29 protein-coding genes and 1 pseudogene are annotated in these 26,435 nt (G+C 59.7%); 19 read left to right on the forward strand and 11 right to left on the reverse strand.

What is annotated here, in order from left to right; all coding sequences use genetic code 11:
• Positions 1 to 123 precede the first annotated feature (123 nt).
• Entirely contained in the window at positions 124 to 768 is a 645-nt protein-coding gene (gene pyrE / locus GQ39_RS24245) for an orotate phosphoribosyltransferase (RefSeq protein ID WP_047535097.1), read from the reverse strand.
• Between the two features lie 81 nt (positions 769 to 849).
• Between pyrE and GQ39_RS24250 the strand changes: the two genes are divergently transcribed.
• On the forward strand, positions 850 to 1,629 hold the full coding sequence (locus tag GQ39_RS24250) for an exodeoxyribonuclease III (RefSeq protein WP_003176915.1): 780 nt from the start codon (positions 850 to 852) through the stop codon (positions 1,627 to 1,629).
• A gap of 76 nt (positions 1,630 to 1,705) precedes the next feature.
• On the opposite strand, the gene gltS is transcribed toward GQ39_RS24250, so the two are convergent.
• The 3 genes from gltS to rph form a co-directional block, all read right to left on the reverse strand.
• Positions 1,706 to 2,911, reverse strand: coding sequence for a sodium/glutamate symporter (gene gltS / locus GQ39_RS24255; RefSeq protein ID WP_047535103.1), 1,206 nt, complete (start codon positions 2,909 to 2,911; stop codon positions 1,706 to 1,708).
• A gap of 429 nt (positions 2,912 to 3,340) precedes the next feature.
• Positions 3,341 to 3,709, reverse strand: a complete 369-nt coding sequence (locus GQ39_RS24260; protein WP_047535107.1) for a DUF4870 domain-containing protein — start codon at positions 3,707 to 3,709, stop codon at positions 3,341 to 3,343.
• 29 nt (positions 3,710 to 3,738) lie between these two features.
• Positions 3,739 to 4,461, reverse strand: coding sequence for a ribonuclease PH (rph, locus tag GQ39_RS24265; protein WP_047535109.1), 723 nt, complete (start codon positions 4,459 to 4,461; stop codon positions 3,739 to 3,741).
• 266 nt (positions 4,462 to 4,727) lie between these two features.
• Between rph and GQ39_RS24270 the strand changes: the two genes are divergently transcribed.
• From GQ39_RS24270 to GQ39_RS24295, 6 genes are all read left to right on the forward strand, one after another.
• Entirely contained in the window at positions 4,728 to 5,591 is an 864-nt protein-coding gene (locus GQ39_RS24270) for a YicC/YloC family endoribonuclease (RefSeq protein WP_047535111.1), read from the forward strand.
• A gap of 12 nt (positions 5,592 to 5,603) precedes the next feature.
• Positions 5,604 to 6,224 carry a guanylate kinase gene (gene gmk, locus GQ39_RS24275; protein ID WP_047535114.1) on the forward strand — a complete coding sequence of 207 codons (621 nt, stop codon included), beginning with the start codon at positions 5,604 to 5,606 and terminating at the stop codon, positions 6,222 to 6,224.
• 166 nt (positions 6,225 to 6,390) lie between these two features.
• On the forward strand, positions 6,391 to 6,654 hold the full coding sequence (gene rpoZ, locus GQ39_RS24280; protein WP_007921129.1) for a DNA-directed RNA polymerase subunit omega: 264 nt from the start codon (positions 6,391 to 6,393) through the stop codon (positions 6,652 to 6,654).
• Positions 6,655 to 6,711: 57 nt separating this feature from the next.
• Positions 6,712 to 8,817 carry a bifunctional GTP diphosphokinase/guanosine-3',5'-bis pyrophosphate 3'-pyrophosphohydrolase gene (spoT, locus tag GQ39_RS24285; RefSeq protein WP_047535119.1) on the forward strand — a complete coding sequence of 702 codons (2,106 nt, stop codon included), beginning with the start codon at positions 6,712 to 6,714 and terminating at the stop codon, positions 8,815 to 8,817.
• Between the two features lie 24 nt (positions 8,818 to 8,841).
• Complete coding sequence (locus tag GQ39_RS24290) at positions 8,842 to 9,222, forward strand: RidA family protein (RefSeq protein ID WP_003229509.1); 381 nt, start codon at positions 8,842 to 8,844, stop codon at positions 9,220 to 9,222.
• A gap of 67 nt (positions 9,223 to 9,289) precedes the next feature.
• Positions 9,290 to 10,030, forward strand: a complete 741-nt coding sequence (locus GQ39_RS24295) for a hypothetical protein (protein ID WP_047535125.1) — start codon at positions 9,290 to 9,292, stop codon at positions 10,028 to 10,030.
• Positions 10,031 to 10,157: 127 nt separating this feature from the next.
• On the opposite strand, the gene GQ39_RS24300 is transcribed toward GQ39_RS24295, so the two are convergent.
• A complete protein-coding gene (locus GQ39_RS24300; protein ID WP_047535128.1) occupies positions 10,158 to 11,015 on the reverse strand; it encodes an SDR family oxidoreductase in 858 nt (285 codons plus the stop codon).
• Positions 11,016 to 11,204: 189 nt separating this feature from the next.
• Between GQ39_RS24300 and exbB the strand changes: the two genes are divergently transcribed.
• The 6 genes from exbB to GQ39_RS24330 all read left to right on the forward strand — a co-directional run bounded on the left by exbB (position 11,205) and on the right by GQ39_RS24330 (position 18,088).
• Positions 11,205 to 12,173: a tonB-system energizer ExbB gene (gene exbB, locus GQ39_RS24305; RefSeq protein ID WP_047535131.1), complete on the forward strand. Its 969-nt coding sequence runs from the start codon at positions 11,205 to 11,207 to the stop codon at positions 12,171 to 12,173.
• A 6-nt stretch (positions 12,174 to 12,179) separates the two neighbouring features.
• Complete coding sequence (exbD, locus tag GQ39_RS24310) at positions 12,180 to 12,608, forward strand: TonB system transport protein ExbD (RefSeq protein WP_047535134.1); 429 nt, start codon at positions 12,180 to 12,182, stop codon at positions 12,606 to 12,608.
• The gene (locus tag GQ39_RS24315) at positions 12,605 to 13,354 is read left to right on the forward strand and encodes a TonB family protein (protein ID WP_047535137.1); all 750 of its coding nucleotides are present in this window, start codon (positions 12,605 to 12,607) and stop codon (positions 13,352 to 13,354) included. Before exbD ends, GQ39_RS24315 begins: the two co-directional genes overlap by 4 nt.
• 240 nt (positions 13,355 to 13,594) lie before the next feature.
• Entirely contained in the window at positions 13,595 to 14,524 is a 930-nt protein-coding gene (locus GQ39_RS24320) for a hydrogen peroxide-inducible genes activator (protein WP_047535140.1), read from the forward strand.
• 9 nt (positions 14,525 to 14,533) lie between these two features.
• Positions 14,534 to 16,609 (forward strand): ATP-dependent DNA helicase RecG, encoded by a 2,076-nt coding sequence (gene recG / locus GQ39_RS24325; RefSeq protein ID WP_047535143.1) that lies wholly within the window; start codon positions 14,534 to 14,536, stop codon positions 16,607 to 16,609.
• Positions 16,610 to 16,687: 78 nt separating this feature from the next.
• The gene (locus GQ39_RS24330; protein ID WP_047535146.1) at positions 16,688 to 18,088 is read left to right on the forward strand and encodes an aminoacyl-tRNA deacylase and HDOD domain-containing protein; all 1,401 of its coding nucleotides are present in this window, start codon (positions 16,688 to 16,690) and stop codon (positions 18,086 to 18,088) included.
• 96 nt (positions 18,089 to 18,184) lie between these two features.
• Here the strand turns inward: GQ39_RS24330 and GQ39_RS31835 are convergent.
• Positions 18,185 to 18,310: pseudogene (locus GQ39_RS31835) on the reverse strand (helicase); the annotation flags it as partial.
• A gap of 73 nt (positions 18,311 to 18,383) precedes the next feature.
• On the opposite strand from GQ39_RS31835, the gene GQ39_RS24335 reads away from it, so the two are divergent.
• The gene (locus tag GQ39_RS24335) at positions 18,384 to 18,641 is read left to right on the forward strand and encodes a hypothetical protein (protein WP_047535149.1); all 258 of its coding nucleotides are present in this window, start codon (positions 18,384 to 18,386) and stop codon (positions 18,639 to 18,641) included.
• Entirely contained in the window at positions 18,638 to 19,387 is a 750-nt protein-coding gene (locus GQ39_RS24340; protein ID WP_047535151.1) for a Fic/DOC family protein, read from the forward strand. The genes GQ39_RS24335 and GQ39_RS24340 overlap by 4 nt, the downstream gene beginning before the upstream one ends.
• Before the next feature lie 55 nt (positions 19,388 to 19,442).
• On the opposite strand, the gene GQ39_RS24345 is transcribed toward GQ39_RS24340, so the two are convergent.
• From GQ39_RS24345 to GQ39_RS24360, 4 genes are all read right to left on the reverse strand, one after another.
• Positions 19,443 to 19,826, reverse strand: coding sequence for a hypothetical protein (locus tag GQ39_RS24345; protein WP_047535153.1), 384 nt, complete (start codon positions 19,824 to 19,826; stop codon positions 19,443 to 19,445).
• A 401-nt stretch (positions 19,827 to 20,227) separates the two neighbouring features.
• A complete protein-coding gene (locus GQ39_RS24350; RefSeq protein WP_003213368.1) occupies positions 20,228 to 20,503 on the reverse strand; it encodes an HU family DNA-binding protein in 276 nt (91 codons plus the stop codon).
• A gap of 194 nt (positions 20,504 to 20,697) precedes the next feature.
• Positions 20,698 to 21,846, reverse strand: coding sequence for an NAD(P)/FAD-dependent oxidoreductase (locus tag GQ39_RS24355; RefSeq protein ID WP_047535164.1), 1,149 nt, complete (start codon positions 21,844 to 21,846; stop codon positions 20,698 to 20,700).
• Positions 21,847 to 21,867: 21 nt separating this feature from the next.
• Entirely contained in the window at positions 21,868 to 22,035 is a 168-nt protein-coding gene (locus GQ39_RS24360; protein ID WP_007954349.1) for a rubredoxin, read from the reverse strand.
• A gap of 200 nt (positions 22,036 to 22,235) precedes the next feature.
• On the opposite strand from GQ39_RS24360, the gene GQ39_RS24365 reads away from it, so the two are divergent.
• Both GQ39_RS24365 and ubiA read left to right on the forward strand, forming a co-directional pair.
• Positions 22,236 to 22,799, forward strand: a complete 564-nt coding sequence (locus GQ39_RS24365; protein ID WP_047535170.1) for a chorismate--pyruvate lyase family protein — start codon at positions 22,236 to 22,238, stop codon at positions 22,797 to 22,799.
• A complete protein-coding gene (ubiA, locus tag GQ39_RS24370; RefSeq protein ID WP_047535172.1) occupies positions 22,799 to 23,689 on the forward strand; it encodes a 4-hydroxybenzoate octaprenyltransferase in 891 nt (296 codons plus the stop codon). The genes GQ39_RS24365 and ubiA overlap by 1 nt, the downstream gene beginning before the upstream one ends.
• 54 nt (positions 23,690 to 23,743) lie before the next feature.
• Here ubiA and GQ39_RS24375 read toward each other — a convergent pair whose 3' ends face one another.
• Positions 23,744 to 24,130 (reverse strand): COG4315 family predicted lipoprotein, encoded by a 387-nt coding sequence (locus GQ39_RS24375; RefSeq protein WP_047535175.1) that lies wholly within the window; start codon positions 24,128 to 24,130, stop codon positions 23,744 to 23,746.
• 152 nt (positions 24,131 to 24,282) lie between these two features.
• Here GQ39_RS24375 and phoB point away from each other — a divergent pair, with 152 nt between their 5' ends.
• Together phoB and phoR are read left to right on the forward strand one after the other, a co-directional pair.
• Positions 24,283 to 24,972 (forward strand): phosphate regulon transcriptional regulator PhoB, encoded by a 690-nt coding sequence (gene phoB / locus GQ39_RS24380; RefSeq protein ID WP_034149326.1) that lies wholly within the window; start codon positions 24,283 to 24,285, stop codon positions 24,970 to 24,972.
• A gap of 137 nt (positions 24,973 to 25,109) precedes the next feature.
• Positions 25,110 to 26,396 carry a phosphate regulon sensor histidine kinase PhoR gene (gene phoR, locus GQ39_RS24385; protein ID WP_236693159.1) on the forward strand — a complete coding sequence of 429 codons (1,287 nt, stop codon included), beginning with the start codon at positions 25,110 to 25,112 and terminating at the stop codon, positions 26,394 to 26,396.
• Positions 26,397 to 26,435 lie beyond the last annotated feature (39 nt).

The following is a 26,435-nucleotide window of genomic DNA, read 5'->3' on the forward strand; positions in this document are numbered from 1 at the left end:
TCCACAATCCCTGTAGGAGCGAGCTTGCTCGCGAAAGACGTCAACGATAACGCGGGGTGTCTGGCGAAAAGCGGCGCCCTGAAGGGCATCGCGAGCAAGCTCGCTCCTACAGGGGCATTGCAGTTAAACGCCGAACTGGGCGCGGTAAGCCTCTACCGCCGGCAAGTGCTGCTTGAGCTGTGGATCGTCGGCCAGGAATTCCAATACCTGATTCAGCGAAACGATGCTGATCACCGGAATGCCGAAGTCGCGCTCCACTTCCTGAATCGCCGACAGCTCGCCGTTGCCACGCTCCTGACGGTTCAGGGCAATCAACACGCCAGCGGCCTTGGCGCCTTCCTGAGACGCGATGATCTGCATCACTTCACGGATGGCGGTGCCAGCGGTGATCACGTCGTCAATGATCAGTACGTTACCGGTCAATGGCGCGCCGACCAGGCTGCCGCCTTCGCCGTGGGCCTTGGCTTCCTTGCGGTTGAAGCACCAGGGCAGGTCACGGTTGTGGTGCTCGGCCAACGCCACGGCGGTGGTCGCCGCCAACGGGATGCCTTTGTAGGCCGGACCGAACAGCACGTCGAAGGAAATACCGCTCTCGGCGATGGCCGCGGCGTAGAAACGCCCCAGCTGCGCCAGGGCAGCACCCGTATTGAACAGGCCCGCATTGAAGAAGTAGGGACTGGTACGCCCGGACTTCAGGGTGAACTCACCGAAGCGCAAAACGCCGCGATCGATGGCAAAACGAATGAAATCGCGTTGATACGCTTGCATGGAAAAACCCCAAATACCACGGATTTAGCTAATTAGCTTGACGCCGTGTATCATACACGCACGCGATTTTTGGGGCCATTTATGCGGATCATCAGTGTGAACGTCAATGGTATTCAGGCAGCAGTCGAGCGTGGTTTGCTCAGTTGGCTGCAAGCACAGAATGCCGACGTCATCTGCCTGCAGGACACCCGCGCCTCCGCCTTTGAACTGGACGATCCAGCCTTCCAACTGGATGGATACTTCCTTTATGCCTGCGATGCCGAAGTCCCCGCCCAAGGTGGCGTGGCTTTGTATTCGCGGCTGCAACCGAAGGCTGTCATCAGCGGTCTTGGTTTCGAGACGGCCGACCGCTACGGGCGCTACCTGCAAGCCGATTTCGACAAGGTCAGCATCGCGACCTTGCTGCTCCCTTCAGGGCAGAACGGCGATGAAGACTTGAACCAAAAGTTCAAGCTAATGGACGACTTCGCCCGTTATCTCGATAAACAGCGACGCAAACGTCGCGAGTACATTTATTGTGGCTCGTTGTACGTAGCGCAACAGAAGCTGGATATCAAGAACTGGCGCGACAGCCAGCAATCCCCGGGCTTCCTGGCACCTGAACGTGCCTGGATGGACGAGATTGTCGGCAACATGGGCTATGTCGATGCCCTGCGCGAAGTCAGCCGTGAAGGCGATCAGTACAGCTGGTGGCCGGATAACGAACAAGCCGAAATGCTCAACCTCGGTTGGCGTTTCGACTATCAGCTGCTGACCCCGGGCCTGCGTCGCTTCGTACGCAGTGCACGCTTGCCGCGCCAACCGCGCTTCTCGCAACATGCGCCGCTGATCGTGGACTACGACTGGACGCTGACCATCTAAGCGTTGTACCGAATGAAAAAATGCCCGTATCGCAAGATACGGGCATTTTTTTTGATCATCGGCGGTGTTCGGCTCTTCAGGCAGCGGCGAAGATCGGCAACGCGAGGTATGACTTGATCACGATCACATTAATGATGTCGATGAAGAAAGCTCCCACCATCGGCACCACTAGAAATGCTATCTGCGAAGGACCGTAACGCTGAGTCACCGCTTGCATGTTAGCGATCGCCGTTGGCGTGGCGCCCAGCCCGAACCCGCAGTGTCCTGCTGCCAGCACTGCCGCATCGTAATTGCCGCCCATGACCCTGAAGGTCACGAACATCGCAAACAGCGCCATAACCAGCGTTTGCGCAGCCAGGATAATGAAAATGGGCAAAGCCAGTGCGGCCAGGTCCCACAGCTTGAGTGACATCAGCGCAATCGCCAGAAACAGCGACAAGCTGACATTACCCAGCACGGAAACTTCACGCTCAAACACCTGATACAAGCCAAGCGCTGAAAGCCCGTTGCGTAAAACCACACCCACGAACAAGACACAAACGAACGTTGGCAGCTCGAAGGCCGTGTCTTTCAGCAGGCTGTTCAGGAGTGAACCCACCAGCAAGCTGACCGCGATCAGGGCGAGCGTCTCGATAAACGAAAATGGCGTGATCGAGCGCTCTTTGTTCGGCTGCTCGAAGCCCTTTGGCATCCCTGGCTTCGCTTGCTCGAGACCGGGTACCTGGACACGGTTGATGAGCAGGCGAGCGACCGGCCCACCAATCAATCCGCCCAACACCAGGCCAAACGTTGCAGAAGCCATCGCAAGCTCGGAAGCAGAAGCCAGACCATACTTCTCACTGAACGTCGCGCTCCACGCAGCGCCTGTACCGTGCCCACCCGCCAGCGTAACGGAGCCTGTCAACAGGCCCATCAACGGATCGAGCCCCAACGCCGTTGCGAGACCGATGCCCATGGCATTCTGAACCACCAGAAGCCCGATGACCGCCAGTAGAAAAACCCCCACTACGCGCCCGCCTTTCTTCAAGCTGGCGAAGTCTGCACTCAAGCCAATGGTCGCAAAAAACGCCAACATCAAGGGTGTTTGCAGCGAGGTATCAAATCGAACTTCAATGTCCAGGCTTCGCAAGGCCAGAAGAACCAGAGCAACCAGCAGACCGCCTGCTACAGGCTCAGGGATGTTGTAGGTCCGTAAAAAACCAACGCGCGTGACAAGTCCGCGCCCCAGTAACAGCACCAGGGAGGCAGCCACGAGTGTTCCGTAAAAATCGAGCTGAAGCATTGTGATAATTCATTTACATATATTCAGGGGCGAACTTTTTACCTGGACTCGCCTCTTGAACAGGTTGATATATCAACACTGATTGATTGAGATTCAAGTACCGTCAATGGTTTGAATATATCGAAATATTTCTTGATGAATATTACTTGGCGCAACCTTATCAACCACGCAGCCCCATTGCCAAGCAGACAGGTCGTGCTAAGGCCTTGCAGTTGTGACTAAACGTGTAAGACGAATCCATACAAGTGTGTGAGAAAATGTCTGCAGCGCCTGAATTCCGTAATGGCAACTGTTACACAACTTGAAACATTCAGCTGTATTTAGAAAAGCCAAGACCCCGAAGTTGGTGCATTGACTTAAATCGGGAAAGACGACCGAGTAAAGTCGACTTTTCTGGAGAACAACTTGCGCCTGCAGGGGGCGGGTTGCTTATTTGATCAGGCGCCAGGTGAACGGATACCGATAAGGCACCCCTTCATTGGCCTTCACGCCAGCAATGATCGTCAGCACTAATGCACCGATCGCGATCAGACCAAACAGGAAGAACCCGATGATGACTACCATCAGCAGAAAGCAAATGGCGGATGCAATAGCAACGGTAAGCTGAAAATTCAGCGCTTCCTTTCCCTGCGCATCGACAAACGGGTCCATCTCTCGCTTCATCTGCCAGAGAATCAACGGCCCGATCAGCGTACCGAACGGAATCCAGATCCCCAGCAAGGCGGACAAGTGACAAAACATCGCCCACTGCCGAGCCTCTTTGCTCGGGGTGGGAAGCAGTTGCTGTTCGTCACTCATGGCGTCCTCCTTGCCTTGGATCATTCCGGTTAGTCGGCCAGCGCAGCCTTTTGCAGGTCGAAGATTTCGTTCATGCCTTTCTTCGCCAGCTCGAGCATGGCGTTCAGCTCTTCAGGCTGGAACGGCGCGCCTTCGGCAGTGCCCTGGACTTCGATGAAGCCACCGGTACTGGTCATCACCACGTTCAGGTCGGTCTCGGCAGCCGAGTCTTCCAGGTAATCGAGGTCAAGCACTGGCTCGCCCTGATACATACCCACCGAAACGGCACCGATCATTTGCTTGAGCGGGTCGCCGCCTTTGAGGCCGCCGCGCTTCTTGATCACTTTCAAGGCATCGACCAGCGCAACCATGGCGCCGGTGATGGACGCGGTGCGGGTGCCGCCGTCGGCCTGGATCACGTCGCAGTCGACGTACAGGGTGACGTCACCCAGCTTGGACATGTCCAGCGCGGCACGCAGGGAGCGACCGATCAGGCGCTGGATTTCCAGGGTACGGCCGCCTTGCTTGCCGCGACTCGCTTCACGCTGGTTACGCTCGCCGGTGGCACGCGGCAGCATGCCGTATTCGGCGGTCAACCAGCCTTGGCCCTGACCTTTGAGAAAACGCGGCACGCCGTTTTCCACGCTGACGGTGCAGATGACTTTGGTATCACCGAACTCGACCAGTACAGATCCCTCGGCGTGTTTGGTGTAGTTGCGGGTAATGCGGATCGAGCGGAGCTGATCGGCAGCGCGACCACTTGGACGTTTCATAAGGGATACCTGTACGGGGACGGAAAACTGCGGAGCATTATAGAGCCGACGGCCACCGCTGGGCACTTCTAAAAAAATCCTCCGACGACCGAAGGCTCTGAACAGCCCATCGCCGGAGCGTTGCAGCCATTTGTGACAGCCTGTGTTTGGGCGCATCCGCGCCACTGCGCTACAATCCTGCGCCTTTGCTGCCAGTCGGCTTAAATTCATTGATATCGGATGACCGGAATCGCTGTTCCGGCCGATCTGCATTGCGAGGTACCTCCATGGTGCACAGCATGACCGCCTTCGCCCGCGTCGAGAAAGCCAGCGTTCAGGGCACCCTGAGCTGGGAACTGCGCTCGGTCAACAGCCGCTACCTGGAACCCCATTTGCGTCTGCCCGAGTCTTTTCGTGACCTCGAAGGCGCCGTTCGCGAAGCGCTGCGCCAGGGCGTGTCCCGAGGCAAGCTCGAATGCACCCTGCGCTTCACCGAAGAAAACACGGGCAAACCGCTGCAAGTCGATCAGGCGCGCGCCGCGCAATTGGTCGCCGCCGCCGAGACGATCGCCAGCCTGATCAAAAATCCGGCAGCGCTGAACCCCCTCGAAGTCCTGGCCTGGCCCGGCGTACTGGTAGGCGATGCCACCGACCCGCAAGCGCTGAACGCCGAAGCACTCGCACTGTTCAACCAGGGCCTGAAAGAACTCAAGGCCGGTCGCGAGCGCGAAGGCGCAGAGCTGGCGCGGTTGATCAACGAGCGCCTGACCTCCATTGAAGAAGACGTGGTGACCTTGCGCGAACTGGTCCCGCAGATGCTCGCCACCCAGCGCCAGAAAGTCCTCGACCGCTTCGCCGACATGAAAGCCGAGATGGACCCGCAGCGCCTGGAGCAGGAAATGGTCATGCTCGCGCAAAAAAGCGACGTCGCCGAAGAACTGGATCGCCTGAGCACTCACATCATCGAAGTTCGCCGGGTACTCAAGTCCGGTGGCGCTGCCGGGCGGCGCCTGGATTTCCTGATGCAGGAACTCAACCGCGAAGCCAACACACTGGGCTCCAAAGCCTTCGACCCGCGCAGCACCCAGGCTGCGGTCAACCTCAAGGTGTTGATCGAGCAGATGCGCGAACAAGTGCAGAATATTGAGTAAGGCATTCCCGACATGACCCACAGCACCGGCACCCTGTACATCATTTCCGCCCCTTCAGGCGCGGGCAAAAGCAGCCTGGTCAAGGCCCTGACCGACGCCGATCCGGAGATCCGCGTATCGATCTCCCACACCACCCGTGCCATGCGCCCCGGTGAAGTGAACGGCGTGAACTACCACTTCGTCGAACGCAGCGAGTTCGTGAAGATGATCGAGCACGGGGATTTCCTCGAGCGCGCCGAAGTCTTCGGCAACCTCTATGGCACCTCGCAAAGCCACCTGCAGCAGACCCTCGACGAAGGCCACGACCTGATCCTGGAAATCGACTGGCAGGGTGCCGAGCAAGTGCGTCAACTGATGCCCAAGGCCCGCTCGATCTTCATTCTGCCGCCATCGCTTCAGGCCCTGCACCAGCGCCTGACCAACCGTGGCCAGGACAGCGACGAGATCATCGACGGCCGGATGCGCGAAGCTGTCAGCGAAATGAGCCACTACGTCGACTACGACTACCTGATCATCAACGACGATTTCGCCCACGCACTGAACGACCTGAAGGCGATTTTCCGCGCCAATCAGCTGCAGCAGAAACGCCAACAACAGCGTTTTGGCAAGTTGCTGGCTGAATTGCTCGACTAATCAGCTCTTCCCAAAACCGCTGCAAGGGCTTTACATTGGCACTTGCAGCGCGTTGAAGGGCTTGGTCAAAAATCAGCGCTTCCCTAATCGCTGGTGATTTTTTAAACTGTTGAGTCCGCTCGCCCATCCGGGCAGCGCGCATATTGCATTTGCTACGAGGAAGACCATGGCCCGCGTAACCGTTGAAGACTGCCTAGAACACGTGGATAACCGCTTTGAGCTGGTCATGCTCTCTACCAAGCGTGCCCGTCAACTGGCCACCGGCGGCAAAGAGCCGAAAGTAGCCTGGGAAAACGACAAGCCTACCGTCGTCGCCCTGCGTGAAATCGCTGAAGGCCTGATCGACTACGCAGCTATCGCCGAAGCCGAAATCGTTGAAGATGAACCGCTTTTTGCTGCATTCGAGGACGAGTCCAACGAGGCCGTCTAAGCCTATGCCTGGTCGACGTAGCACGGCGCGGGAACACAGCTTGCGGCAGGAGTCATCATGCCGAGCATAGACGCCCTCGCCGATCGCTTATCGACCTACCTCGGCAAGGACCAGGTCAACCTGGTCCGCCGGGCGTATTTCTACGCCGAACAAGCCCACGACGGCCAACGCCGCCGCAGTGGCGAGGCGTACGTCACGCACCCTCTCGCGGTGGCGAATATTCTTGCCGAAATGCATATGGACCATCAGAGCCTGATGGCAGCCATGCTGCATGACGTGATCGAAGACACCGGTATCGCCAAGGAAGCACTGCAAGCGCAGTTCGGTGAAACCGTGGCCGAATTGGTCGACGGGGTCAGCAAACTGACCCAGATGAACTTCGAGACCAAGGCCGAAGCCCAGGCTGAAAACTTCCAGAAAATGGCCATGGCCATGGCACGCGACATTCGCGTGATCCTGGTCAAGCTGGCCGACCGCCTGCACAACATGCGCACGCTGGAAGTGCTGTCCGGCGAAAAACGCCGCCGCATCGCCAAGGAAACCCTGGAAATCTATGCGCCCATCGCCAATCGGCTGGGCATGCACGCCATCCGCATAGAATTCGAAGACCTCGGCTTCAAGGCCATGCACCCGATGCGTTCCGCGCGAATCTACCAGGCGGTCAAGCGCGCCCGGGGCAACCGCAAGGAAATCGTCAACAAGATTGAGGAATCCCTCAGCCACTGCCTGGCCATCGATGGCATTCAGGGCGAGGTCAGCGGTCGGCAGAAACACCTCTACGGCATCTACAAGAAAATGCGTGGCAAGCGCCGGGCCTTCAACGAGATCATGGACGTCTACGCGTTCCGGATCATCGTCGACAAGGTCGACACCTGCTACCGCGTCCTGGGCGCCGTGCATAATTTGTACAAACCGTTGCCGGGACGCTTCAAGGATTACATCGCGATCCCCAAGGCCAACGGCTATCAGTCGCTGCACACGACGCTGTTCGGCATGCATGGCGTTCCGATCGAAATCCAGATCCGCACCCGCGAAATGGAAGAGATGGCCAACAACGGCATCGCCGCCCATTGGCTGTATAAATCCAGCGGCGACGAGCAGCCAAAAGGCACTCACGCCCGCGCGCGCCAATGGGTCAAAGGCGTGCTGGAGATGCAGCAGCGCGCCGGCAACTCGCTGGAATTCATCGAAAGCGTGAAGATCGACCTGTTCCCGGACGAGGTCTACGTGTTCACGCCCAAAGGCCGGATCATGGAGTTGCCCAAGGGCTCCACGGCAGTCGACTTCGCCTATGCAGTGCACACCGACGTCGGCAACAGCTGCATTGCCTGCCGGATCAACCGTCGACTCGCGCCGCTGTCCGAACCCCTGCAAAGCGGCTCCACGGTCGAAATCGTCAGTGCTCCGGGCGCGCGTCCGAACCCGGCGTGGCTCAACTTCGTGGTCACCGGCAAGGCGCGCACGCACATCCGCCATGCACTGAAACTGCAACGCCGCTCCGAGTCCATCAGCCTGGGCGAACGCCTGCTGAACAAAGTCCTCAACGGCTTCGACAGCACGCTGGAAAAAATCCCGGCCGAGCGCATCCAGGCGATGCTCACCGAGTATCGCCTCGAGCTGATCGAAGACCTGCTGGAAGACATCGGCCTGGGCAATCGCATGGCCTACGTCGTCGCCCGACGCCTGCTCGGGGAAGGCGAACAGCTGCCGAGCCCGGAAGGTCCACTGGCGATTCGCGGCACAGAAGGCCTGGTGCTCAGCTACGCCAAGTGCTGCACGCCGATCCCGGGCGACCCGATTGTCGGCCACCTGTCCGCAGGCAAAGGCATGGTCGTGCACCTGGACAACTGCCGCAACATCAGCGAAATCCGCCACAATCCGGAAAAATGCATCCAGCTCTCGTGGGCCAAGGATGTCACCGGCGAATTCAATGTCGAACTGCGCGTCGAGCTGGAACACCAGCGTGGCCTGATCGCCCTGCTGGCCAGCAGCGTCAACGCGGCCGACGGCAACATCGAAAAAATCAGCATGGACGAACGCGATGGTCGCATCAGCGTGGTCCAACTGGTGGTCAGCGTGCACGACCGCGTGCACCTGGCCCGCGTGATCAAGAAACTGCGCGCCCTGACCGGGGTGATCCGCATCACTCGGATGCGCGCCTAAGCCACCCATTACAAGGAGTCATCAATGACCAAGACCGTTATCACCAGCGACAAGGCCCCGGCCGCCATCGGTACTTACTCCCAGGCGATCAAGGCTGGCAACACCGTTTACATGTCGGGTCAGATTCCTCTGGACCCAAAAACCATGGAACTGGTTGAAGGCTTCGAAGCCCAGACCGTCCAGGTCTTCGAGAACCTCAAGGCCGTGGCTGAAGCCGCCGGTGGTTCGTTCAAGGACATCGTCAAGCTGAACATCTTCCTCACCGACCTGAGCCACTTCGCCAAGGTCAACGAGATCATGGGCAAGTACTTCGACCAACCGTACCCAGCCCGCGCCGCCATTGGCGTCGCGGCCCTGCCAAAGGGTTCGCAGGTTGAAATGGATGCCATTCTGGTCATCGAGTAATGCGTCCGGCGCAGCCTCTGGCTGCGCCGACTGCTCTGCTGTAAGGAAAGCTTGATAGGATTCCACCATGCGCAAAGCGCTTGCTCTCTCGCTGCTCGCCCTGTTCTTGGGCGGTTGTGCCAGCAACCCTGCCGACCGTGATATCAGCGGCACCTGGATCAATCAGGCGGCGATCGATACTGCATCCAAAGGCGTCCCCCTGCGTGAGGCGCTCCAGACCTATGGCCCGAACCTGGAATGGAACGTCAACACCAAGGCCGGTCAGGCCCGCTACACCAATGGCTTTGAAAATGTCGAAGGCAAGATGCTGGGCGAAGAGTCCGGCGCCTGGAAAATCGACTTTTATGGCAGCTCGGCCAGCGAGTTGAAACGTGACGGCAAGCAACTTAGCCAGTCCGCCAGCGACAACGAGCCGGCGCAAGTCTTCGACCGCGCACTGATCCCGGTACCGGAGGGCGCACCGATTGGCGCCAGCTTCGAACGCGCGCTGTATTCGGCTTACATGGGCGGTAGCTGGAAAATCGTCAGCGGTCCAGGTGAAGGCAATACCGTGCAGTTCCAGGCCGACGGCCAGGTGACCGGTTTGCCGAACACTGATCGCTACGCACTGTGCCTGGCGGGCGATTGTGCGTCGATGAGCGGCGGCAATGACAACATGTGGCTGCAACTCAACGGGCAAGGAAATGCGTGGATCTTTACCCGTAAAGGCAAAGAACTGGAAATCTTCCAGACCGTGAACACCGCACAGGCAGACGAGATGCCTTCGTTCACACCGGGTGATCGCAAGTGGCTGCTCGAGAAGCAGTAAGTCATACAAAAATATTGTGGGAGCGAGCTGGCTCGCGATGAGGCCATCACATTCAACATCATATGCTGACTGTCAGGCCGTCATCGCAAGCCAGCTCGCTCCCACAGGTGTTTGTGGCGCCTGAACGTCAGCAGCGCCCATCGATAATCGCTGCATACCCTTCGCGAAAACTCGGATACTTCGGCGCCCAGCCCAAGGCTTTTGCCCGGGCATTACTGCAGCGCTTGCTCCCGGTGCGGCGCACGCTGGCATCGTCGGCCCATTCGGTCACACCCAGATACTCGCGCAACCAACCCACCACATCCGCCAACGCTGCGGGCGCGTCATCGACGCCGATATAGACATCCTCCAACGCCACGCCACGTCGAGCAGCCTCAAGCAAAAACGCCATCAACCCTGCAGCGTCATCGGCATGGATCCGATTGGCATACAACGGTGGATCGACCGCCACGCGATAGCCTCGGCGCACCTGGGTCAGCAACCACTCGCGGCCCGGACCATAAATACCGGTCAACCGCACAATACTGGCCGGGATGCCGCTCTTAAGGGCAATCTGCTCCGCTTCGAGCATCACGCGACCGGAATAGCCCGCCGCCACCGCTGGCGAAGTCTCGTCAACCCACTCGCCCTCCTGCTGCCTATAAACACTGCTGCTGGAAACGAACAACAAGCGTTCAGGAACCTGCCCATAGTCGTCCAACCAGCCCAGAACGTGTTGCAAGCCCTGGACATAAGCAGCCCGGTAGCCGGCTTCATCGTGATCGGTAGCGGCCGCGCAATACACCAGGTAGTCCACGGCACCGATTGGCCAGGTGGCCGGACAGTCCTCATTGAACAAGTCGCCCGCAACGCCGATGACACCCTCGGGCAAACGTGAAATGTCACGCCGCAGGCCATGAACCTCCCACCCCAAAGCCAACAATTGCGTGGCCAGACGACTGCCGACATCACCGCAACCGGCGATCAGAACAGAAGGTGCGGACATCAAAAAAACTCCTCTCGGAAACGGATAAGCTAGCGCCGACAGTGGACGAGCGGTTAGCAATGCAGGAAAAAAAAGACTCTATCGCTTTTGTTAACAAGAATTAATTGCAATAATGCACGCCACTTTGTTCTCGGCCTCACGAGGCCTGGAAGAACATTAATCGAATTTTCCTCTCAGGTCCGGCCCAGCATGACATGTAATCAACTCTCCGCTTTGCCAACCAAACGACCTCGTGCCTGGAGCGCGGTGGCCGCCCTGCTGTTCAGCCTGATGCTGGCGCCTGCCGCCGCGTTCGCTGATGCGCAAGCGCCGGCCACTCCGACCTCCGCCACCGCACCGGCTCCAGCCGATCACACCGCCCCGGTTGTCACTCCGGTCGCCAACGACCCAGCGCAGACACAAGCGATCGCCGGCGAAGACGCTCCCGAAGTACTCGAAGCCGACAACACCCTGGGCATGGCCCACGACCTGTCGCCATGGGGCATGTACAAAAACGCCGACATCATTGTGAAAATCGTGATGATCGGCCTGGCCATCGCTTCGATCATCACCTGGACCATCTGGATCGCCAAAGGCCTGGAGCTGATGGGCGCCAAGCGCCGCCTGCGCAGTGAAATCGCCCAGCTGAAAAAATCTGCCTCGCTCAAGGAAGCCAGCGTCGCGGCGGCGAAGGAAGGTACCCTCGCCAATCTGTTGGTGCACGACGCTCTCGAAGAGATGCGCCTGTCGGTTAACAGTCGCGAAAAAGAAGGCATCAAGGAACGCGTCAGCTTCCGCCTCGAACGCCTGGTGGCGGCCTGCGGTCGCAACATGAGCAGCGGCACCGGCGTGCTTGCCACCATCGGTTCAACCGCGCCATTCGTGGGCCTGTTCGGTACCGTATGGGGCATCATGAACAGCTTTATCGGCATCGCCAAAACCCAGACCACCAACCTCGCCGTCGTGGCTCCCGGCATTGCCGAGGCCTTGCTGGCCACCGCCCTGGGGCTGGTCGCAGCGATTCCAGCGGTCGTGATCTACAACGTGTTTGCCCGCTCCATCGCCGGCTACAAGGCTCAGGTGTCCGACGCGTCGGCACAGGTGCTGCTGCTGGTCAGCCGCGACCTCGACCACCAGCCCGAGCGCAGCTCGCAACCGCACATGGTGAAAGTGGGGTAATCGGCCATGGGCCTGCATTTGAAAGAAGGCGCAGACGACGATCTGGCCGAGAATCACGAAATCAACGTCACGCCGTTCATCGACGTGATGCTGGTGCTGTTGATCATCTTCATGGTGGCGGCACCGTTGGCCACTGTGGACATCAAAGTCGATCTGCCCGCGTCCACCGCCAAACCGGCGCCGCGGCCGGAAAAACCGGTGTTCCTCAGCGTCAAGGCTGACCAACGCCTGTTCCTCGGCGAAGATGAAGTGAAGGCCGAAGCACTCGGCGCTACGCTCGACGCCAAGACCCAGGGCAAGAAAGACACGACGATCTTCTTCCAGGCCGATAAAGGCGTGGATTACGGCGACCTCATGAGCGTGATGGACACCCTGCGCTCCGCCGGTTACCTGAAGGTGGGTCTGGTCGGTCTCGAGTCGGCAGTCAAGAAATGATCACGACGCGCCAAAAGCTGACGCGATATGGCGGTAGCCTGGCCGTGGTGCTAGGCGTTCATGCGCTGGCCATCGCGCTGGCCGTGAACTGGACCGCCCGCCCGCCCATCGAATTGCCGCCCCAGGCAATGATGGTCGAGCTGGCGCCGCTTCCCGCCCCGCCACCGCCTGCACCGCCAAAGGTCGTCACACCGCCACAGCCACCGGCCCCGGTAGAGGAACTGCCGATACCGAAACTCGCCGAAGCGCCGAAGGCGGAAATCGCGGTGCCCAAACCGGTCAAACCCAAGCCGAAGCCTCAACCGCCCAAGCCTGTGGAGAAAAAACCGGAACCACCGAAGGAAAAGCCGTCCGAAGCAAAACCGAGCGAAGAACCACCAACGCCGGCACCAACGGAGAAATCCGCTCAGCCCGCTCCTGGGCCATCGGCAGCTCAACTAGCGGCCAAGGCCAGTTGGGAAGGCACCTTGCTGGCGCACCTGCAAAAGTACAAAAAGTACCCGCCCAGTGCACAGGCACGGGGAAAGGAAGGCATTAACCGCCTGCGTTTCGTGGTGGATGCCGAAGGCAACGTCCTGTCATTCGAGCTGGTGGGCGCCTCAGGCACTGCCGATCTGGACAGGGCGACCCTGGACATGATCCGCCGTGCTCAGCCGCTGCCAAAACCTCCGGCCGAGATGCTCAAAAATGGCTCCATCGAAATTGTTGCACCCTTTGTTTACTCGATAGACAAACGCCGACGCTGATTAATGTGGGAGCGGGCTTGCTCGCGATTGCTGCCTGACATCCAACATCATCGTTGACTGTTGCACCGCTATCGCGAGCAAGCTCGCTCCGCCATGCGAAAGGCACCGAAAAGGTGCCTTTCGCCTATCTGGAAACGGCAAACGTGCATTACCCGGTGTCACTCAGCACATACTGTCTGATAACGTGCGTCTATCGATTGCAAGCGTTATGCTTGGCCCGCAACTTCATGGACGCTTGCTATGACTCTTACAGAATTACGCTACATCGTTACCCTCGCCCAAGAGCAGCACTTTGGCCACGCGGCCGAGCGTTGCCACGTCAGCCAGCCGACCCTTTCGGTAGGCGTGAAAAAGCTCGAAGACGAACTCGGTGTGCTGATTTTCGAGCGCAGCAAAAGCGCCGTGCGCCTGACCCCGGTTGGTGAAGGCATCGTGGCCCAGGCACAGAAAGTCCTGGAACAGGCCCAAGGCATTCGCGAACTGGCACAAGCCGGCAAGAACCAGCTGACCGCCCCGCTGAAAGTCGGCGCGATCTACACCGTCGGCCCGTATCTGTTCCCGCACCTGATCCCGCAACTGCACCGGGTTGCCCCGCAGATGCCGTTGTACATCGAAGAAAACTTCACCCACATCCTGCGTGACAAGCTGCGCAACGGCGAGCTCGACGCGATCATCATCGCCCTGCCGTTCAATGAAGCCGACGTCCTGACCCTGCAACTCTACGACGAGCCGTTCTACGTCCTGATGCCGGCGCAGCACCCATGGACGCAAAAAGAATCCATCGACGCCAGCCTGCTCAATGACAAGAGCCTGCTGTTGCTCGGCGAAGGCCACTGCTTCCGCGATCAAGTGCTGGAAGCCTGCCCGACCCTGACCAAAGGTAACGACGGCGCCAAACACACCACCGTGGAATCCAGCTCGCTGGAAACCATCCGCCACATGGTTGCCTCCGGCCTCGGGATTTCGATCCTGCCGCTGTCGGCCGTCGACAGCCATCACTACGCCCCTGGCGTGATCGAAGTTCGGCCGTTGTCGGCGCCGGTACCGTTTCGCACCGTGGCCATCGCCTGGCGTGCGAGCTTCCCGCGCCCGAAAGCCATTGAAATCCTCGCTGACTCCATTCGCCTGTGCTCGGTGGCCAAGCCATCCGCACCGGTGGTGGCCGGCTAAGCAAGCGTCATGACCGAGTTGTCGCAAGTGTCGGTGACGGCACTCAAGGGTGTCGGCGAAGCCATGGCCGAGAAACTGGCCAAGGTCGGCCTGGAAAATCTCCAGGACGTCCTGTTTCACCTGCCATTGCGGTACCAGGATCGCACGCGCGTAGTCCCGATTGGTGCGTTGCGCCCGGGGCAGGACGCCGTGATCGAAGGCACGGTCAGCGGCGCCGACGTGGTCATGGGCCGACGCCGCAGCCTGGTGGTGCGCCTGCAGGACGGCACCGGCGGACTCAGTCTGCGCTTCTACCATTTCAGCAACGCCCAGAAAGAAGGCCTCAAGCGCGGCACGCGAATTCGCTGCTACGGCGAAGCGCGACCCGGTGCGTCGGGTCTGGAAATCTACCACCCGGAATACCGCGCCATTACCGGCGACGAGCCGCCGCCGGTGGACGAAACCCTGACGCCGGTGTACCCGCTCACCGAAGGCCTGACGCAACAGCGCTTGCGCCAACTGTGCATGCAGACCCTGACGTTACTCGGCCCCACCAGCCTGCCCGACTGGCTGCCGACCGAACTCGCCCGCGACTATCAATTGGCACCGCTGGCCGATGCGATCCGCTACCTGCATCATCCGCCGGCCGATGCCGATGTCGACGAACTCGCCCTCGGCCACCACTGGGCCCAGCACCGCCTGGCCTTCGAAGAACTGCTGACCCATCAACTGTCCCAGCAACGCCTGCGCGAGAGCATGCGTTCGCTGCGCGCACCGGCCATGCCCAAAGCCACGAAGCTACCGGCCCAATACCTGGCCAACCTCGGCTTCAGCCCCACGGGTGCACAGCGCCGGGTGGGCAACGAAATCGCCTACGATCTCAGTCAACACGAGCCGATGCTGCGCTTGATTCAAGGTGACGTCGGCGCGGGCAAGACCGTGGTCGCGGCGCAGGCTGCATTGCAAGCATTGGAGGCTGGTTATCAGGTCGCTCTGATGGCGCCCACCGAAATTCTCGCCGAGCAGCACTTCATTACCTTCAAGCGCTGGCTAGAACCCTTGGGCATCGAAGTCGCGTGGCTGGCCGGCAAGCTCAAGGGCAAAAACCGCGTGGCCGCGCTGGAGCAAATCGCCAATGGCACGCCGATGGTGGTCGGCACCCATGCGCTGTTTCAGGACGAGGTGCAGTTCAAGAACCTGGCACTGGTGATCATCGACGAGCAACACCGCTTTGGTGTGCAACAGCGCCTGGCGTTACGCCAGAAAGGTGTCGGCGGGCGCATGTGTCCGCATCAGCTGATCATGACTGCGACACCTATCCCGCGCACGCTGGCCATGAGTGCCTACGCCGACCTCGACACCTCGATCCTCGACGAATTGCCGCCCGGCCGAACCCCGGTGAACACGGTGCTGATCACCGACACCCGACGCGTCGAAGTCATCGAACGAGTGCGCGGCGCCTGTGCCGAAGGTCGACAGGCCTATTGGGTGTGCACGCTGATCGAGGAGTCAGAAGAGCTGACCTGCCAGGCCGCCGAAACCACTTATGAAGACCTCACCGCCGCGCTCGGCGAGCTGAAAGTCGGGCTGATTCACGGGCGCATGAAGCCTGCCGAAAAAGCAGCCGTGATGGCCGAGTTCAAGGCCGGTAACCTGCAACTGCTGGTCGCCACTACCGTGATCGAAGTGGGCGTTGACGTGCCCAACGCCAGCCTGATGATTATCGAAAACCCGGAACGTCTTGGCCTGGCGCAACTGCACCAGTTGCGCGGTCGCGTCGGGCGGGGCAGCGCCGTCAGCCATTGCGTATTGCTCTACCATCCACCGCTGTCGCAGATCGGACGCCAGCGACTGGGCATCATGCGCGAAACCAATGACGGATTCGTCATCGCCGAAAAAGACCTCGAACTGCGCGGCCCCGGTGAAATGCTCGGCACGCGGCAGACCGGCCTGCTTCAATTCAAAGTCGCCGACCTGATGCGCGATGCCGACCTGCTGCCGGCGGTGCGCGATGCCGCTCAGGCCTTGCTCGAACGCTGGCCCGATCACGTCAGCCCATTACTTGATCGTTGGTTGCGTCACGGGCAGCAATACGGCCAAGTGTGAGCACCGTCTCAGTTTCTGAGCGATGGGTTCGAGCAAGCTGGTTATACTCCTGCCATTGTTTTAAAACGGATACAGACCATGACCGAAGTTGCCCTCGCACCCGCTACCCCGCACGCGCCGTCGGTCATTCGGCTGTTGCTGGGCAAAATGAGCATTGCCTACAAGGAAGTCCTCGACCACCACGGTCTGAACCCCGCGCGCAAAGTTCAAGCTGCGCTGCTTGATGACGCCGTCGGTGCGCTGATGGTGTTGTTCCCGCAAAGCCAATTGCTGGACCTCAATCGCCTCACCGAACTCACCGGCCGCCGCCTCACTGCGGTGCCGACCGAGCGCCTGGAAAAGATGCTCGGCAAACATAACCTGAGCCTGTTGCCCGGCCTGCCGGCACTGACCAGCTCACCGTGCCTGTACGACGAAAGCCTGCTGCATGAGCCGATCGTGCTGGTCAACTCCGGTGAGCCTGGCGTACTGCTGGAAATCACCAGCGATGCCTTCAAATCCATGCTGAGTAAAGCCAGCGCCGCTAACTTCGGCGAAGCGCTGACCAGCATCCGCCCGAACCTCGACCGCCCCGACGACGACCGCGAGGAAATCACCCAGGCCGTCCAAGCGTTCACCGCGCGGCGCATCCAGCAACGCCTGGAAGCGACCATCGAGATTCCGCCGCTGGCCGAGACCGCGCAAAAGATCATCAAACTGCGCGTCGACCCCAACGCTACCATCGACGACATCACCGGCGTGGTCGAGACTGACCCGGCGCTGGCGGCGCAAGTGGTGAGCTGGGCGGCGTCGCCGTACTACGCTTCGCCGGGCAAGATCCGTTCGGTGGAAGACGCCATCGTGCGCGTGCTGGGTTTCGACCTGGTGATCAACCTGGCGCTGGGCCTGGCCCTGGGCAAAACCCTGAGCCTGCCCAAGGACCACCCGCAACACAGCACGCCTTACTGGCAGCAATCGATCTACACCGCCGCCGTCATCGAAGGCCTGACCCGCGCCATGCCGCGCGCCCAGCGTCCGGAAGCCGGCCTGACCTATCTGGCCGGCCTGCTGCACAACTTCGGCTACCTGCTGCTGGCCCACGTGTTCCCGCCGCACTTCTCGCTGATCTGTCGCCACCTGGAGGTCAACCCGCATCTGTGCCACAGCTACATCGAGCAACACTTGCTGGGCATCAGCCGCGAACAGATCGGCGCATGGCTGATGCGTTACTGGGACATGCCCGATGAACTGGCCACCGCGCTGCGCTTCCAGCACGACCCCCATTACGACGGCGACTACGCCGAGTACCCGAACCTGGTGTGCCTGAGCGTGCGCTTGCTGCGTAGCCGCGGCATTGGTTCCGGCCCCGACGAAGACATCCCCGATGCCCTGCTCGAACGCCTGGGCCTGACTCGCGACAAGGCCGACGACGTGGTTAGCAAAGTCCTTGAAGCCGAAGTATTGCTGCGCGAACTCGCTTCGCAATTCACTCAGGGCTGAAAGCATCGCGGGCAAGCCACGCCCCCACAGGATTTAGGTGATCCCTGTGGGAGCGGGCTTGCCCGCGATGAATCCAACCCAGTCTGACTGACCCACTCAAACCTTGGCGACAGTTTTCGCCTTCTTCGGCTTCAAATACTTGGTCAACCCCTGGAACCAGATCACCAGCGCCGGGTTGCCCTTGATCTGAATCGACTTGTCTTGAATCCCCATCATAAATGCATTGGCCGACGAGCCAGCAACGACAAAAAGCAAGCGCACTGCTAAGATTTGAGCGTAAATAGAGGGCTTTCCGATGACCCAAACAGCGGCTAATAGTGTTGCAAGTCAAGTCCGCAAGCTTGCCAAGGACCACAAGATCACTGCCGAACCTGACGGCATGAGCCGTATGGCCGTGACCATCACCTGTCTGGCTGGTGATATCGTCGTGCTGGATGGCGTTGAACAGTTGCTCGTCAATCTGAAGAAAAAAGGCGCACTGAGCAAATCAGAAGCCTTGGTGCTCCAAGGGCGGTACCTTCAGGAGAGGCGCTCCAAGAAACATAGCGCATGACTTTTGACCCGTTCGGCGATTTCGAAACGGCTGGCTACCTTCAAAACTCGCTGGGCCTGAAAGATCCCACTGAAGTTAAAGAATCAGAGCATTTTTCCTTCGAACTGAGCATCGAAGACGCTCTTACCTATTTGGCCAAGACCCAGCCAATCGATTACAAGTCAGTCCTCAAAGTTCACGAGATCCTTTTCTCCGGCTTCTATCCTTGGGCAGGGAAAGATCGATGCGAGCTAGTCCCTCACTTGGCTGTCTTCAAGGGCTTACATGGCGATCCGCGAAGCACCGTCTTTGAGCATCCGAACTCCATCAAGATGTCTGTCGACTATGCGCTTGAGCTAGCAGCAAACCAGAAACGTTTCAGAGATCGCCCTGGCGAAGTAATGGGCCAACTAGCATTCGCACACCCCTTTCTCGACGGCAACGGCCGCACGATCCTGTTGGTCTTCATGGAGCTCTGCTATCGGGCCCGGTTCGCCATCGACTGGTCAAAGACCATCAAGGACGACTACCTGCGGGCGCTCAGTAATGAAATTCGAGAGCCTCGCGAGAGGCATCTCGATCACTACCTGAAACCGTTCGTAGTCGATATCGCCAGTCGAGACGAGTGGCCAGCGACCATCAGCAGCATCCGTGGCCTGGATGGCCTGGACAAGGAAGGCATCACCTACGAGAGCCTGGACAATCCGGAAGTCCAGCAGATATACAAGACTTACAGGGCACGACCACTCGACACATCAGACCCGTAGGATGTCGTAAGGCAAAAAGCTGGAGACGACTCCTTGTTATCAGCCGGAAACAACCTCAAGCCTTTGGCTTGGCCTTCTTCGGCTTCAAATACTTGGTCAACCCCTGGAACCAGATCACCAGCGCCGGGTTGCCCTTGATCTGAATCGACTTGTCCTGAATACCCGTCATGAACGCCAACTGCTTGTTCTTCGCCTGCATCGTGGCAAAGCCATACGCCGCGTCTTTAAAGGCAATGGCAAACGCAGGCTCGGCATACACACCGGCCTTGCTGGTAATGCGCTGATCCTTCACCCGGAAATGCCGCGCCACTTTCCCGTCCAGGGTCTGCAGTTGAAACACCAACTCCTTGTCGCCCAACTGCTGCTGAAACGCAGGATTGGTCCGACTGGCCTTGCCCATCAACAAACCCAGCATCCACAGCAGAAAACGAAATTTCATGCGCAAGCCTCAAAAAGAAAATGAACGGCCGGGGCAGTTTAACGGCTTCAAGCCATTACGCCAGTATTCAGTTCCATTAAGAGGAGATCATAACCATTAGCAGCACGATGACTACCAAGTCACAATTATTAAAGCCTTCTGCCAAACCACTCGCCACGTCATTCCCACACCAAACGAAACACATTCTGTAGGAGCCGGCTTGCCGGCGATGACCTCACGTGCGCCGCGTTTATCCAGTCCACACGCGTTATCGTTAACGACCATCGCGAGCAAGCTCGCCCCTACAGGTGATGTGTTATCAATTTCCGGGATGGCGCGAAAACCAAAAAAATGGGCACCCAACCTGGTTGGCGTGCCCATTCTTTGTTCGGCTCCCCTGCTACGCAGGGTATGGCGACGGATTACGGATTGACGCTGTCTTTCAACGATTTGCCTGGCTTGAACGCAACGGTGTTGCTGGCCTTGATTTTGACGGGCTCACCGGTTTGCGGGTTTTTGCCGGTGCGGGCGCCGCGGTGGCGTTGCAGGAAGGTGCCGAAACCTACCAGCGTGACGCTGTCTTTGCGGTGCAGGGCGCCGGTGATTTCTTCGAGAACGGCGTTGAGAACGCGGTTGGCCTGCTCTTTGGTGAGGTCTGCTTTTTCAGCAATTGCTGCGGCGAGTTCTGGTTTACGCATATTAGTGAAGCCCCTTTGACGGTTTTTTGTTGTTATGTCCGTGCTGCTCTCTGCGGAGCAGCGCCCAAAGCGCCGCAGGTGCTCTACTCTGCGGCAGACGGGAGTGAGGATGGCACGCAGCGAGGAGCCGCGCCAGTGTCGGCGCGGCCAATGTATGGGCAAAAGGGGGGTGATTCCGACAGAACGACCGGTATTTACGCCAGCAGCGCCGGAAGTTCTTTGTTCAGGGCCAGTTTTTCAGTTACCGCCGCGCCTGTCAGGGCATAACCGAGCAGTTTGCCGCCGGCATCGCGGCATAACACCTTGATGTCGGCGCCCTGCCCTTCGACGGTCCAAACGCCCTCCGTGCCGCGTGGCGGCGGGGACACCACCAATGGGCACACCGGGGTTTTGACGGTGATGGGCATCGGGCCATAAGTGACCGTCGTCGGGTTACCGGCGAGGGTCTGGGCCAGCGCTCTCGCACAGCTCATCAGGGGCATTACGTACAACAGGTTCAGCCCATCGACCTCGGCACAGTCGCCCAGGGCGTAGATGTTGGCGTGGGAAGTTTGCAGGTGGCGGTTGACCACGATGCCGCGATTGACTTGCACGCCGGCAGCGGCGGCCAGGTCGATACGCGGGCGCAGGCCAATGGCCGACACGACCACGTCGCACGGGATCACCTGGCCATCGGACAGGTGCGCCTCCAGCCCATCAGCGACGCGCTGCAGGCGATTGAGCACCGGCCCGAGGTGGAAGCGTGCGCCGAGGCTTTCCAGCCCGGCCTGCACCGCCGCAGCCGCCGCCGGGTGCAGCAGGGTCGGCATGACTTGTTCGCACGGCGCCACCAGTTGCACCTCGTAGCCGCCCAGACTGAGGTCGTTGGCGAACTCGCAGCCGATCAGGCCGGTGCCGAGCAACAACACCCGGCGCTTGCCGGCCGCTGCGGCGCGAAAGCGTGCGTAGTCTTCGAGGTCGTTGATCGGGAATACGCAGTCCGCCGCATCACCTTCGATGGGCACGCGCACGGTTTCTGCGCCCCAGGCCAGGATCAGGTCACGGTAGTACACCGCTTCTTCGCCGATCCACAGGCGCTTGTGTCCCGGGTCGATACCACTGATGCGCGTGTGGGTGCGCACTTCGGCTTTCAACTGCTCGGCCATGGTGCCGGGTTCTGCCATGCTCAGGCCATCGGCGTCTTTGTTTTTGCCGAAACCGGTGGAGAGCATCGGCTTGGAGTAGGAGCGCCCGTCATCGGCGGTAATCAGCAGCAGCGGGGTTTCGCCATCGAGTTTGCGAAACTCGCGGGCCAGGTTGTAGCCCGCCAGTCCGGTGCCGACGATCACGACAGGTGCGTTCATTCCTTACTCCTTCCAGGTGTCTTAGTTGATTTCGATCATTTCGAAATCCATTTTGCCGACGCCGCAATCCGGGCACAGCCAGTCTTCGGGCACGTCCTGCCACAAGGTGCCCGGCGCGATGCCGTCATCCGGCCAGCCGTCGGCTTCGTTGTAGATCAGGCCGCAGACCACACATTGCCACTTTTTCATTCAGGTACTTCCTCAGGATTCAGGCTTTTACCGGCGCGAACGGTCGATGGTTGCAGCGCTGCCGTCCGGCTCAGGGCGTTTTGTACTGATGGGGCCGCGCAGATGCAAGCCTGTTCGGCGCAACGGGCGGCCAGATCACTCAAATTCATGAGCCGACATGTTAAGCTCGCCGCCTCCTTTGCTGCCAATAATGACTCACTGTGCCGCACTCAAAATCCGCTTGCCCGGCCCCGCTCTGGCTTCCTCAAAGCCAACTGACGCCCCTCCCCGATACGTCTACCCTCGACTGGCTATTCGACGAAGGTTCGCTGACCCGCCGCCTGACCCGCTTGTCGAATGACGGCTTCAGCGTTACGCCGCTGTTCGAAGGCTGGCAGACCCTGCGCGCCGACGAATGCGCCGCGCTGGATCTGGCCGACGGCAGTGAGGGCTGGGTTCGCGAGGTGTACCTGCGCGGTCACGGCGAGGCGTGGGTGTTTGCCCGCAGCGTGGCCTCGCGCAGTGCATTGCAGGGCGACGGCTTGCACATGGACGAATTGGGCAGCCGCTCCTTGGGCGAATTGCTGTTTTGCGATCACGCCTTCCAGCGCCGGGCCATCGAGGTTTGCCACTATCCTCAAGCGTGGCTGCCCAACGAGGTCCGGTCGCCTGAGCTATGGGGCCGCCGCTCACGGTTCGACCGTGGCACCTTGAGCGTGCTGGTGGCCGAGATTTTCCTGCCGACCCTGTGGAACGCCGTCCGCGCCCATCCGGAGAATTGCTGATGTACCAGAGCCTGCTCAAGTCCCTGAACCGCTTGAACCCACGGGCCTGGGATTTCATTCAGCTGACGCGCATGGACAAGCCGATCGGCATCTATCTGTTGCTGTGGCCAACGCTGTGGGCGCTGTGGATTGCCGGCAAGGGCTCGCCGTCGCTGGCCAACATCGTGATTTTCGTCCTTGGCGTGGTGTTGACTCGCGCCGGTGGCTGCGTGATCAACGATTGGGCCGACCGCAAAGTCGATGGCCATGTGAAACGCACCGCACAGCGCCCACTGGCGAGCGGCAAGATCAGCTCCAAGGAAGCGTTGGTGTTCTTTGCGCTGCTGATGGGGGTGAGTTTCCTGCTGGTGCTGTGCACCAATGCGACCACGATCTGGCTGTCACTTGGCGGCCTGGCGCTGGCCTTCACTTACCCGTTCATGAAGCGCTACACCTATTACCCGCAGGTGGTGTTGGGCGCGGCGTTTTCCTGGGGCATGCCAATGGCATTCACCGCCGAAACCGGTGATTTGCCGGCAGCGGCGTGGCTGCTCTACATCGCCAACCTGATGTGGACAGTGGGCTACGACACCTATTACGCAATGACCGACCGCGACGACGATCTGAAGATCGGCGTGAAGTCCACGGCGATACTGTTTGGCGAAGCGGACCGGGTGATCATCCTGACCCTGCAAGGATTGGCGCTGGGTTGTCTGTTGCTGGCGGGTTCGAAATTCGAGCTCGGTGGCTGGTTCCACCTCGGGTTGGCGGTGGCGGCAGCCTGCTTCGCCTGGGAGTTCTGGTACACCCGCGACAAGGACCGGATGCGCTGTTTCAAGGCGTTTTTGCACAATCACTGGGCCGGGCTGGCGATTTTCGTCGGGATCGTGCTGGATTACGGGTTGCGCTGAGACAGGATTGATATCGCCCCCGCAGAGTATTCATGCGGGGGCGGATCACGTTGGTTACTTCTGCGACTGGTGAACGACGTGCCAGACGTCTTTCATGCCGTCACCCTTCATTTCTCCAGGCTTTTCGTCCTTTACAAAGGTGTACAGCGGTTTACCGTCATACGCCCACTGCATCATGCCGTCATCGCGCTTGATGGGCGTAAATTTGCCTTCGGCCTTGGCCCCGGCCGGAGCCATCATGGGTGGCCAGTTCTTCGCGCAGTCACCATTACACATCGACTTGCCGCCTGAGTCCTTATCGAACGTGTATACGGTCATGCCTTTATGGTCGACCATCATGCCGTCTTTCATCATCACCGGTTCAGCGGCGAGCGCCAGGGTCGGCAGCGTTAGCACGGCCGTTACCAGTAACGCCTTCCAGGATTGAGCGATGTAATTCATGGAAACCTTCCTCTTGCGGTTGTCAGGATTCGGACTTAGAGCTTAGTTCAGGTTCACGACGATCGCCGGGCGACTAAAATACTGTCACACGACTGCAATAATTCCGTTATCTAATGCGGCGCAAGACAGTTAAATGACAAGAGGATTAAGGCATGGTTGGCAGGAGCATTCTGATCGTCGACGACGAAGCGCCTATTCGCGAAATGATCGCCGTTGCGTTGGAAATGGCCGGCTATGACTGCCTGGAGGCCGAGAACTCCCAGCAGGCCCACGCCATTATCGTCGACCGCAAACCGGACTTGATCCTGCTCGACTGGATGCTGCCCGGCACCTCCGGCATCGAATTGGCCCGCCGCCTCAAGCGCGATGAACTGACCGGTGATATCCCGATCATCATGCTCACCGCCAAGGGCGAAGAGGACAACAAGATCCAGGGCCTGGAAGTCGGTGCCGACGATTACATCACCAAACCTTTTTCCCCCCGTGAGTTGGTCGCACGCCTCAAAGCCGTGCTGCGCCGCGCCGGCCCTACCGATGGCGAAGCGCCGATTGAAGTCGGTGGCCTGCTGTTGGACCCGATCGGCCACCGCGTGACCATCGACGGCAAGCCGGCCGAAATGGGGCCGACCGAATACCGCCTGCTGCAATTCTTCATGACCCACCAGGAACGCGCCTACACGCGCGGCCAGTTGCTGGATCAGGTCTGGGGCGGCAATGTCTATGTCGAAGAGCGCACCGTCGATGTGCACATCCGCCGCCTGCGCAAAGCCCTCGGCGACGCCTACGAAAACCTGGTACAAACCGTGCGCGGAACCGGCTACCGGTTCTCTACAAAGGCATAAAAGCAGTTGCAAGCGCCAAGCTTTAAGCGGCAAGCAGAAGCACAGCCCGCTATAACTTGCAGCTTGCGGCTAGAAACTTGAAGCTGCGCTAGGACGCCCCCTTGAACCAAAACTGGCATGGAACCCTGATTCGCCACATGCTGCTACTGGTCACCGCCTGCCTGGTGATCGGTTTGATCAGCGGCTACTACGGCTGGAGCCTCGCCGCGGGCCTGGGCCTTTACCTGGCCTGGACCCTCAAGCAACTGCTGCGCCTGCACGAGTGGCTGCGCCTGCACCAACCCGATGAAGCCCCGCCCGATGGCTATGGCCTGTGGGGCGAAGTGTTCGACAGCATCTATCACCTGCAGCGTCGCGATCAGCGAGTGCGCGGGCGGTTGCAAGCGGTGATCGACCGGGTTCAGGAATCCACCGCCGCATTGAAAGATGCGGTGGTCATGCTCGACAGCGACGGCAACCTGGAATGGTGGAACCGCGCCGCCGAAACCTTGCTGGGCCTCAAGACGCCACAGGACAGCGGTCAGCCGGTGACCAACCTGGTGCGCCACCCGCGCTTCAAGGAATACTTCGAGCAGGACAGCTACGCCGAGCCGCTGGAAATCCCTTCGCCGACCAACGACCGGATGCGTATTCAGCTGTACATCACCCGCTACGGCAACAACGAGCACCTGATGCTGGTACGCGACGTCACACGCATCCATCAGCTCGAACAGATGCGCAAAGACTTCATCGCCAACGTTTCCCATGAATTACGCACACCCCTGACGGTGATATGCGGCTACCTGGAAACCCTGCTCGACAACGTCGAGGACGTGAACCCGCGCTGGAGTCGCGCCTTGCAGCAAATGCAGCAACAAGGCGGGCGCATGCAGACGCTGCTCAATGACTTGCTGCTGCTGGCCAAGCTCGAAGCGACCGATTACCCATCGGATAACCAGCCAGTGGCCATCGATGGCCTGTTGCAGTCGATCAAGAGTGACGCTCAGCAGCTCTCCGGCCAGAAAAACCAGCACATCACCCTGGAAGCCGACCCGACGATTCTGCTCAAGGGCAGCGAAGCCGAACTGCGCAGCGCTTTTTCCAACCTGGTGTTCAACGCGGTCAAGTACACCCCGGCCGAAGGCAACATCCGCATTCGCTGGTGGGGCGATGAACAAGGCGCGCACCTGAGCGTGCAGGATTCCGGGATCGGCATCGACAGCAAACACCTGCCGCGCCTGACCGAACGCTTCTATCGCGTCGACTCCAGTCGCAACTCCAATACCGGTGGCACCGGCCTGGGGCTGGCGATCGTCAAACACGTGCTGTTGCGGCACCGCGCACGGATGGAAATCAGCAGCGTGCCGGGGCACGGGAGCACTTTTACCTGCCATTTCGCCCCCGCCCAAGTCAGCAAATCCAGAGTCATTAGTCCAACGGACTGATGGCAGTACTAGGCAATCGCTGAGTCAGCCGCTACATTG

The sequence above is a fragment of the Pseudomonas sp. 11/12A genome (assembly GCF_000800055.1).
Taxonomy (GTDB): Bacteria; Pseudomonadota; Gammaproteobacteria; order Pseudomonadales; family Pseudomonadaceae; genus Aquipseudomonas; species Aquipseudomonas mohnii.

What these genes read in the sequence shown, in the direction of transcription:
- exbB (WP_047535131.1), top strand. Translation starts at nt 11,205, where the DNA reads ATGACATGTAATCAACTCTCCGCTTTGCCAACCAAACGACCTCGTGCC.
- GQ39_RS24295 (WP_047535125.1), top strand. Translation starts at nt 9,290, where the DNA reads ATGCGCAAAGCGCTTGCTCTCTCGCTGCTCGCCCTGTTCTTGGGCGGT.
- GQ39_RS24375 (WP_047535175.1), bottom strand. Translation starts at nt 24,130, where the DNA reads ATGAATTACATCGCTCAATCCTGGAAGGCGTTACTGGTAACGGCCGTG.
- recG (WP_047535143.1), top strand. Translation starts at nt 14,534, where the DNA reads ATGACCGAGTTGTCGCAAGTGTCGGTGACGGCACTCAAGGGTGTCGGC.
- rph (WP_047535109.1), bottom strand. Translation starts at nt 4,461, where the DNA reads ATGAAACGTCCAAGTGGTCGCGCTGCCGATCAGCTCCGCTCGATCCGC.
- GQ39_RS24330 (WP_047535146.1), top strand. Translation starts at nt 16,688, where the DNA reads ATGACCGAAGTTGCCCTCGCACCCGCTACCCCGCACGCGCCGTCGGTC.
- rpoZ (WP_007921129.1), top strand. Translation starts at nt 6,391, where the DNA reads ATGGCCCGCGTAACCGTTGAAGACTGCCTAGAACACGTGGATAACCGC.
- GQ39_RS24355 (WP_047535164.1), bottom strand. Translation starts at nt 21,846, where the DNA reads ATGAACGCACCTGTCGTGATCGTCGGCACCGGACTGGCGGGCTACAAC.
- GQ39_RS24270 (WP_047535111.1), top strand. Translation starts at nt 4,728, where the DNA reads ATGGTGCACAGCATGACCGCCTTCGCCCGCGTCGAGAAAGCCAGCGTT.
- GQ39_RS24250 (WP_003176915.1), top strand. Translation starts at nt 850, where the DNA reads ATGCGGATCATCAGTGTGAACGTCAATGGTATTCAGGCAGCAGTCGAG.
- spoT (WP_047535119.1), top strand. Translation starts at nt 6,712, where the DNA reads ATGCCGAGCATAGACGCCCTCGCCGATCGCTTATCGACCTACCTCGGC.
- phoB (WP_034149326.1), top strand. Translation starts at nt 24,283, where the DNA reads ATGGTTGGCAGGAGCATTCTGATCGTCGACGACGAAGCGCCTATTCGC.
- GQ39_RS24360 (WP_007954349.1), bottom strand. Translation starts at nt 22,035, where the DNA reads ATGAAAAAGTGGCAATGTGTGGTCTGCGGCCTGATCTACAACGAAGCC.
- phoR (WP_236693159.1), top strand. Translation starts at nt 25,110, where the DNA reads ATGCTGCTACTGGTCACCGCCTGCCTGGTGATCGGTTTGATCAGCGGC.
- GQ39_RS24350 (WP_003213368.1), bottom strand. Translation starts at nt 20,503, where the DNA reads ATGCGTAAACCAGAACTCGCCGCAGCAATTGCTGAAAAAGCAGACCTC.
- GQ39_RS24320 (WP_047535140.1), top strand. Translation starts at nt 13,595, where the DNA reads ATGACTCTTACAGAATTACGCTACATCGTTACCCTCGCCCAAGAGCAG.
- GQ39_RS24300 (WP_047535128.1), bottom strand. Translation starts at nt 11,015, where the DNA reads ATGTCCGCACCTTCTGTTCTGATCGCCGGTTGCGGTGATGTCGGCAGT.
- GQ39_RS24290 (WP_003229509.1), top strand. Translation starts at nt 8,842, where the DNA reads ATGACCAAGACCGTTATCACCAGCGACAAGGCCCCGGCCGCCATCGGT.
- exbD (WP_047535134.1), top strand. Translation starts at nt 12,180, where the DNA reads ATGGGCCTGCATTTGAAAGAAGGCGCAGACGACGATCTGGCCGAGAAT.
- GQ39_RS24335 (WP_047535149.1), top strand. Translation starts at nt 18,384, where the DNA reads ATGACCCAAACAGCGGCTAATAGTGTTGCAAGTCAAGTCCGCAAGCTT.
- GQ39_RS24260 (WP_047535107.1), bottom strand. Translation starts at nt 3,709, where the DNA reads ATGAGTGACGAACAGCAACTGCTTCCCACCCCGAGCAAAGAGGCTCGG.
- GQ39_RS24315 (WP_047535137.1), top strand. Translation starts at nt 12,605, where the DNA reads ATGATCACGACGCGCCAAAAGCTGACGCGATATGGCGGTAGCCTGGCC.
- GQ39_RS24340 (WP_047535151.1), top strand. Translation starts at nt 18,638, where the DNA reads ATGACTTTTGACCCGTTCGGCGATTTCGAAACGGCTGGCTACCTTCAA.
- GQ39_RS24345 (WP_047535153.1), bottom strand. Translation starts at nt 19,826, where the DNA reads ATGAAATTTCGTTTTCTGCTGTGGATGCTGGGTTTGTTGATGGGCAAG.
- pyrE (WP_047535097.1), bottom strand. Translation starts at nt 768, where the DNA reads ATGCAAGCGTATCAACGCGATTTCATTCGTTTTGCCATCGATCGCGGC.
- ubiA (WP_047535172.1), top strand. Translation starts at nt 22,799, where the DNA reads ATGTACCAGAGCCTGCTCAAGTCCCTGAACCGCTTGAACCCACGGGCC.
- gltS (WP_047535103.1), bottom strand. Translation starts at nt 2,911, where the DNA reads ATGCTTCAGCTCGATTTTTACGGAACACTCGTGGCTGCCTCCCTGGTG.
- gmk (WP_047535114.1), top strand. Translation starts at nt 5,604, where the DNA reads ATGACCCACAGCACCGGCACCCTGTACATCATTTCCGCCCCTTCAGGC.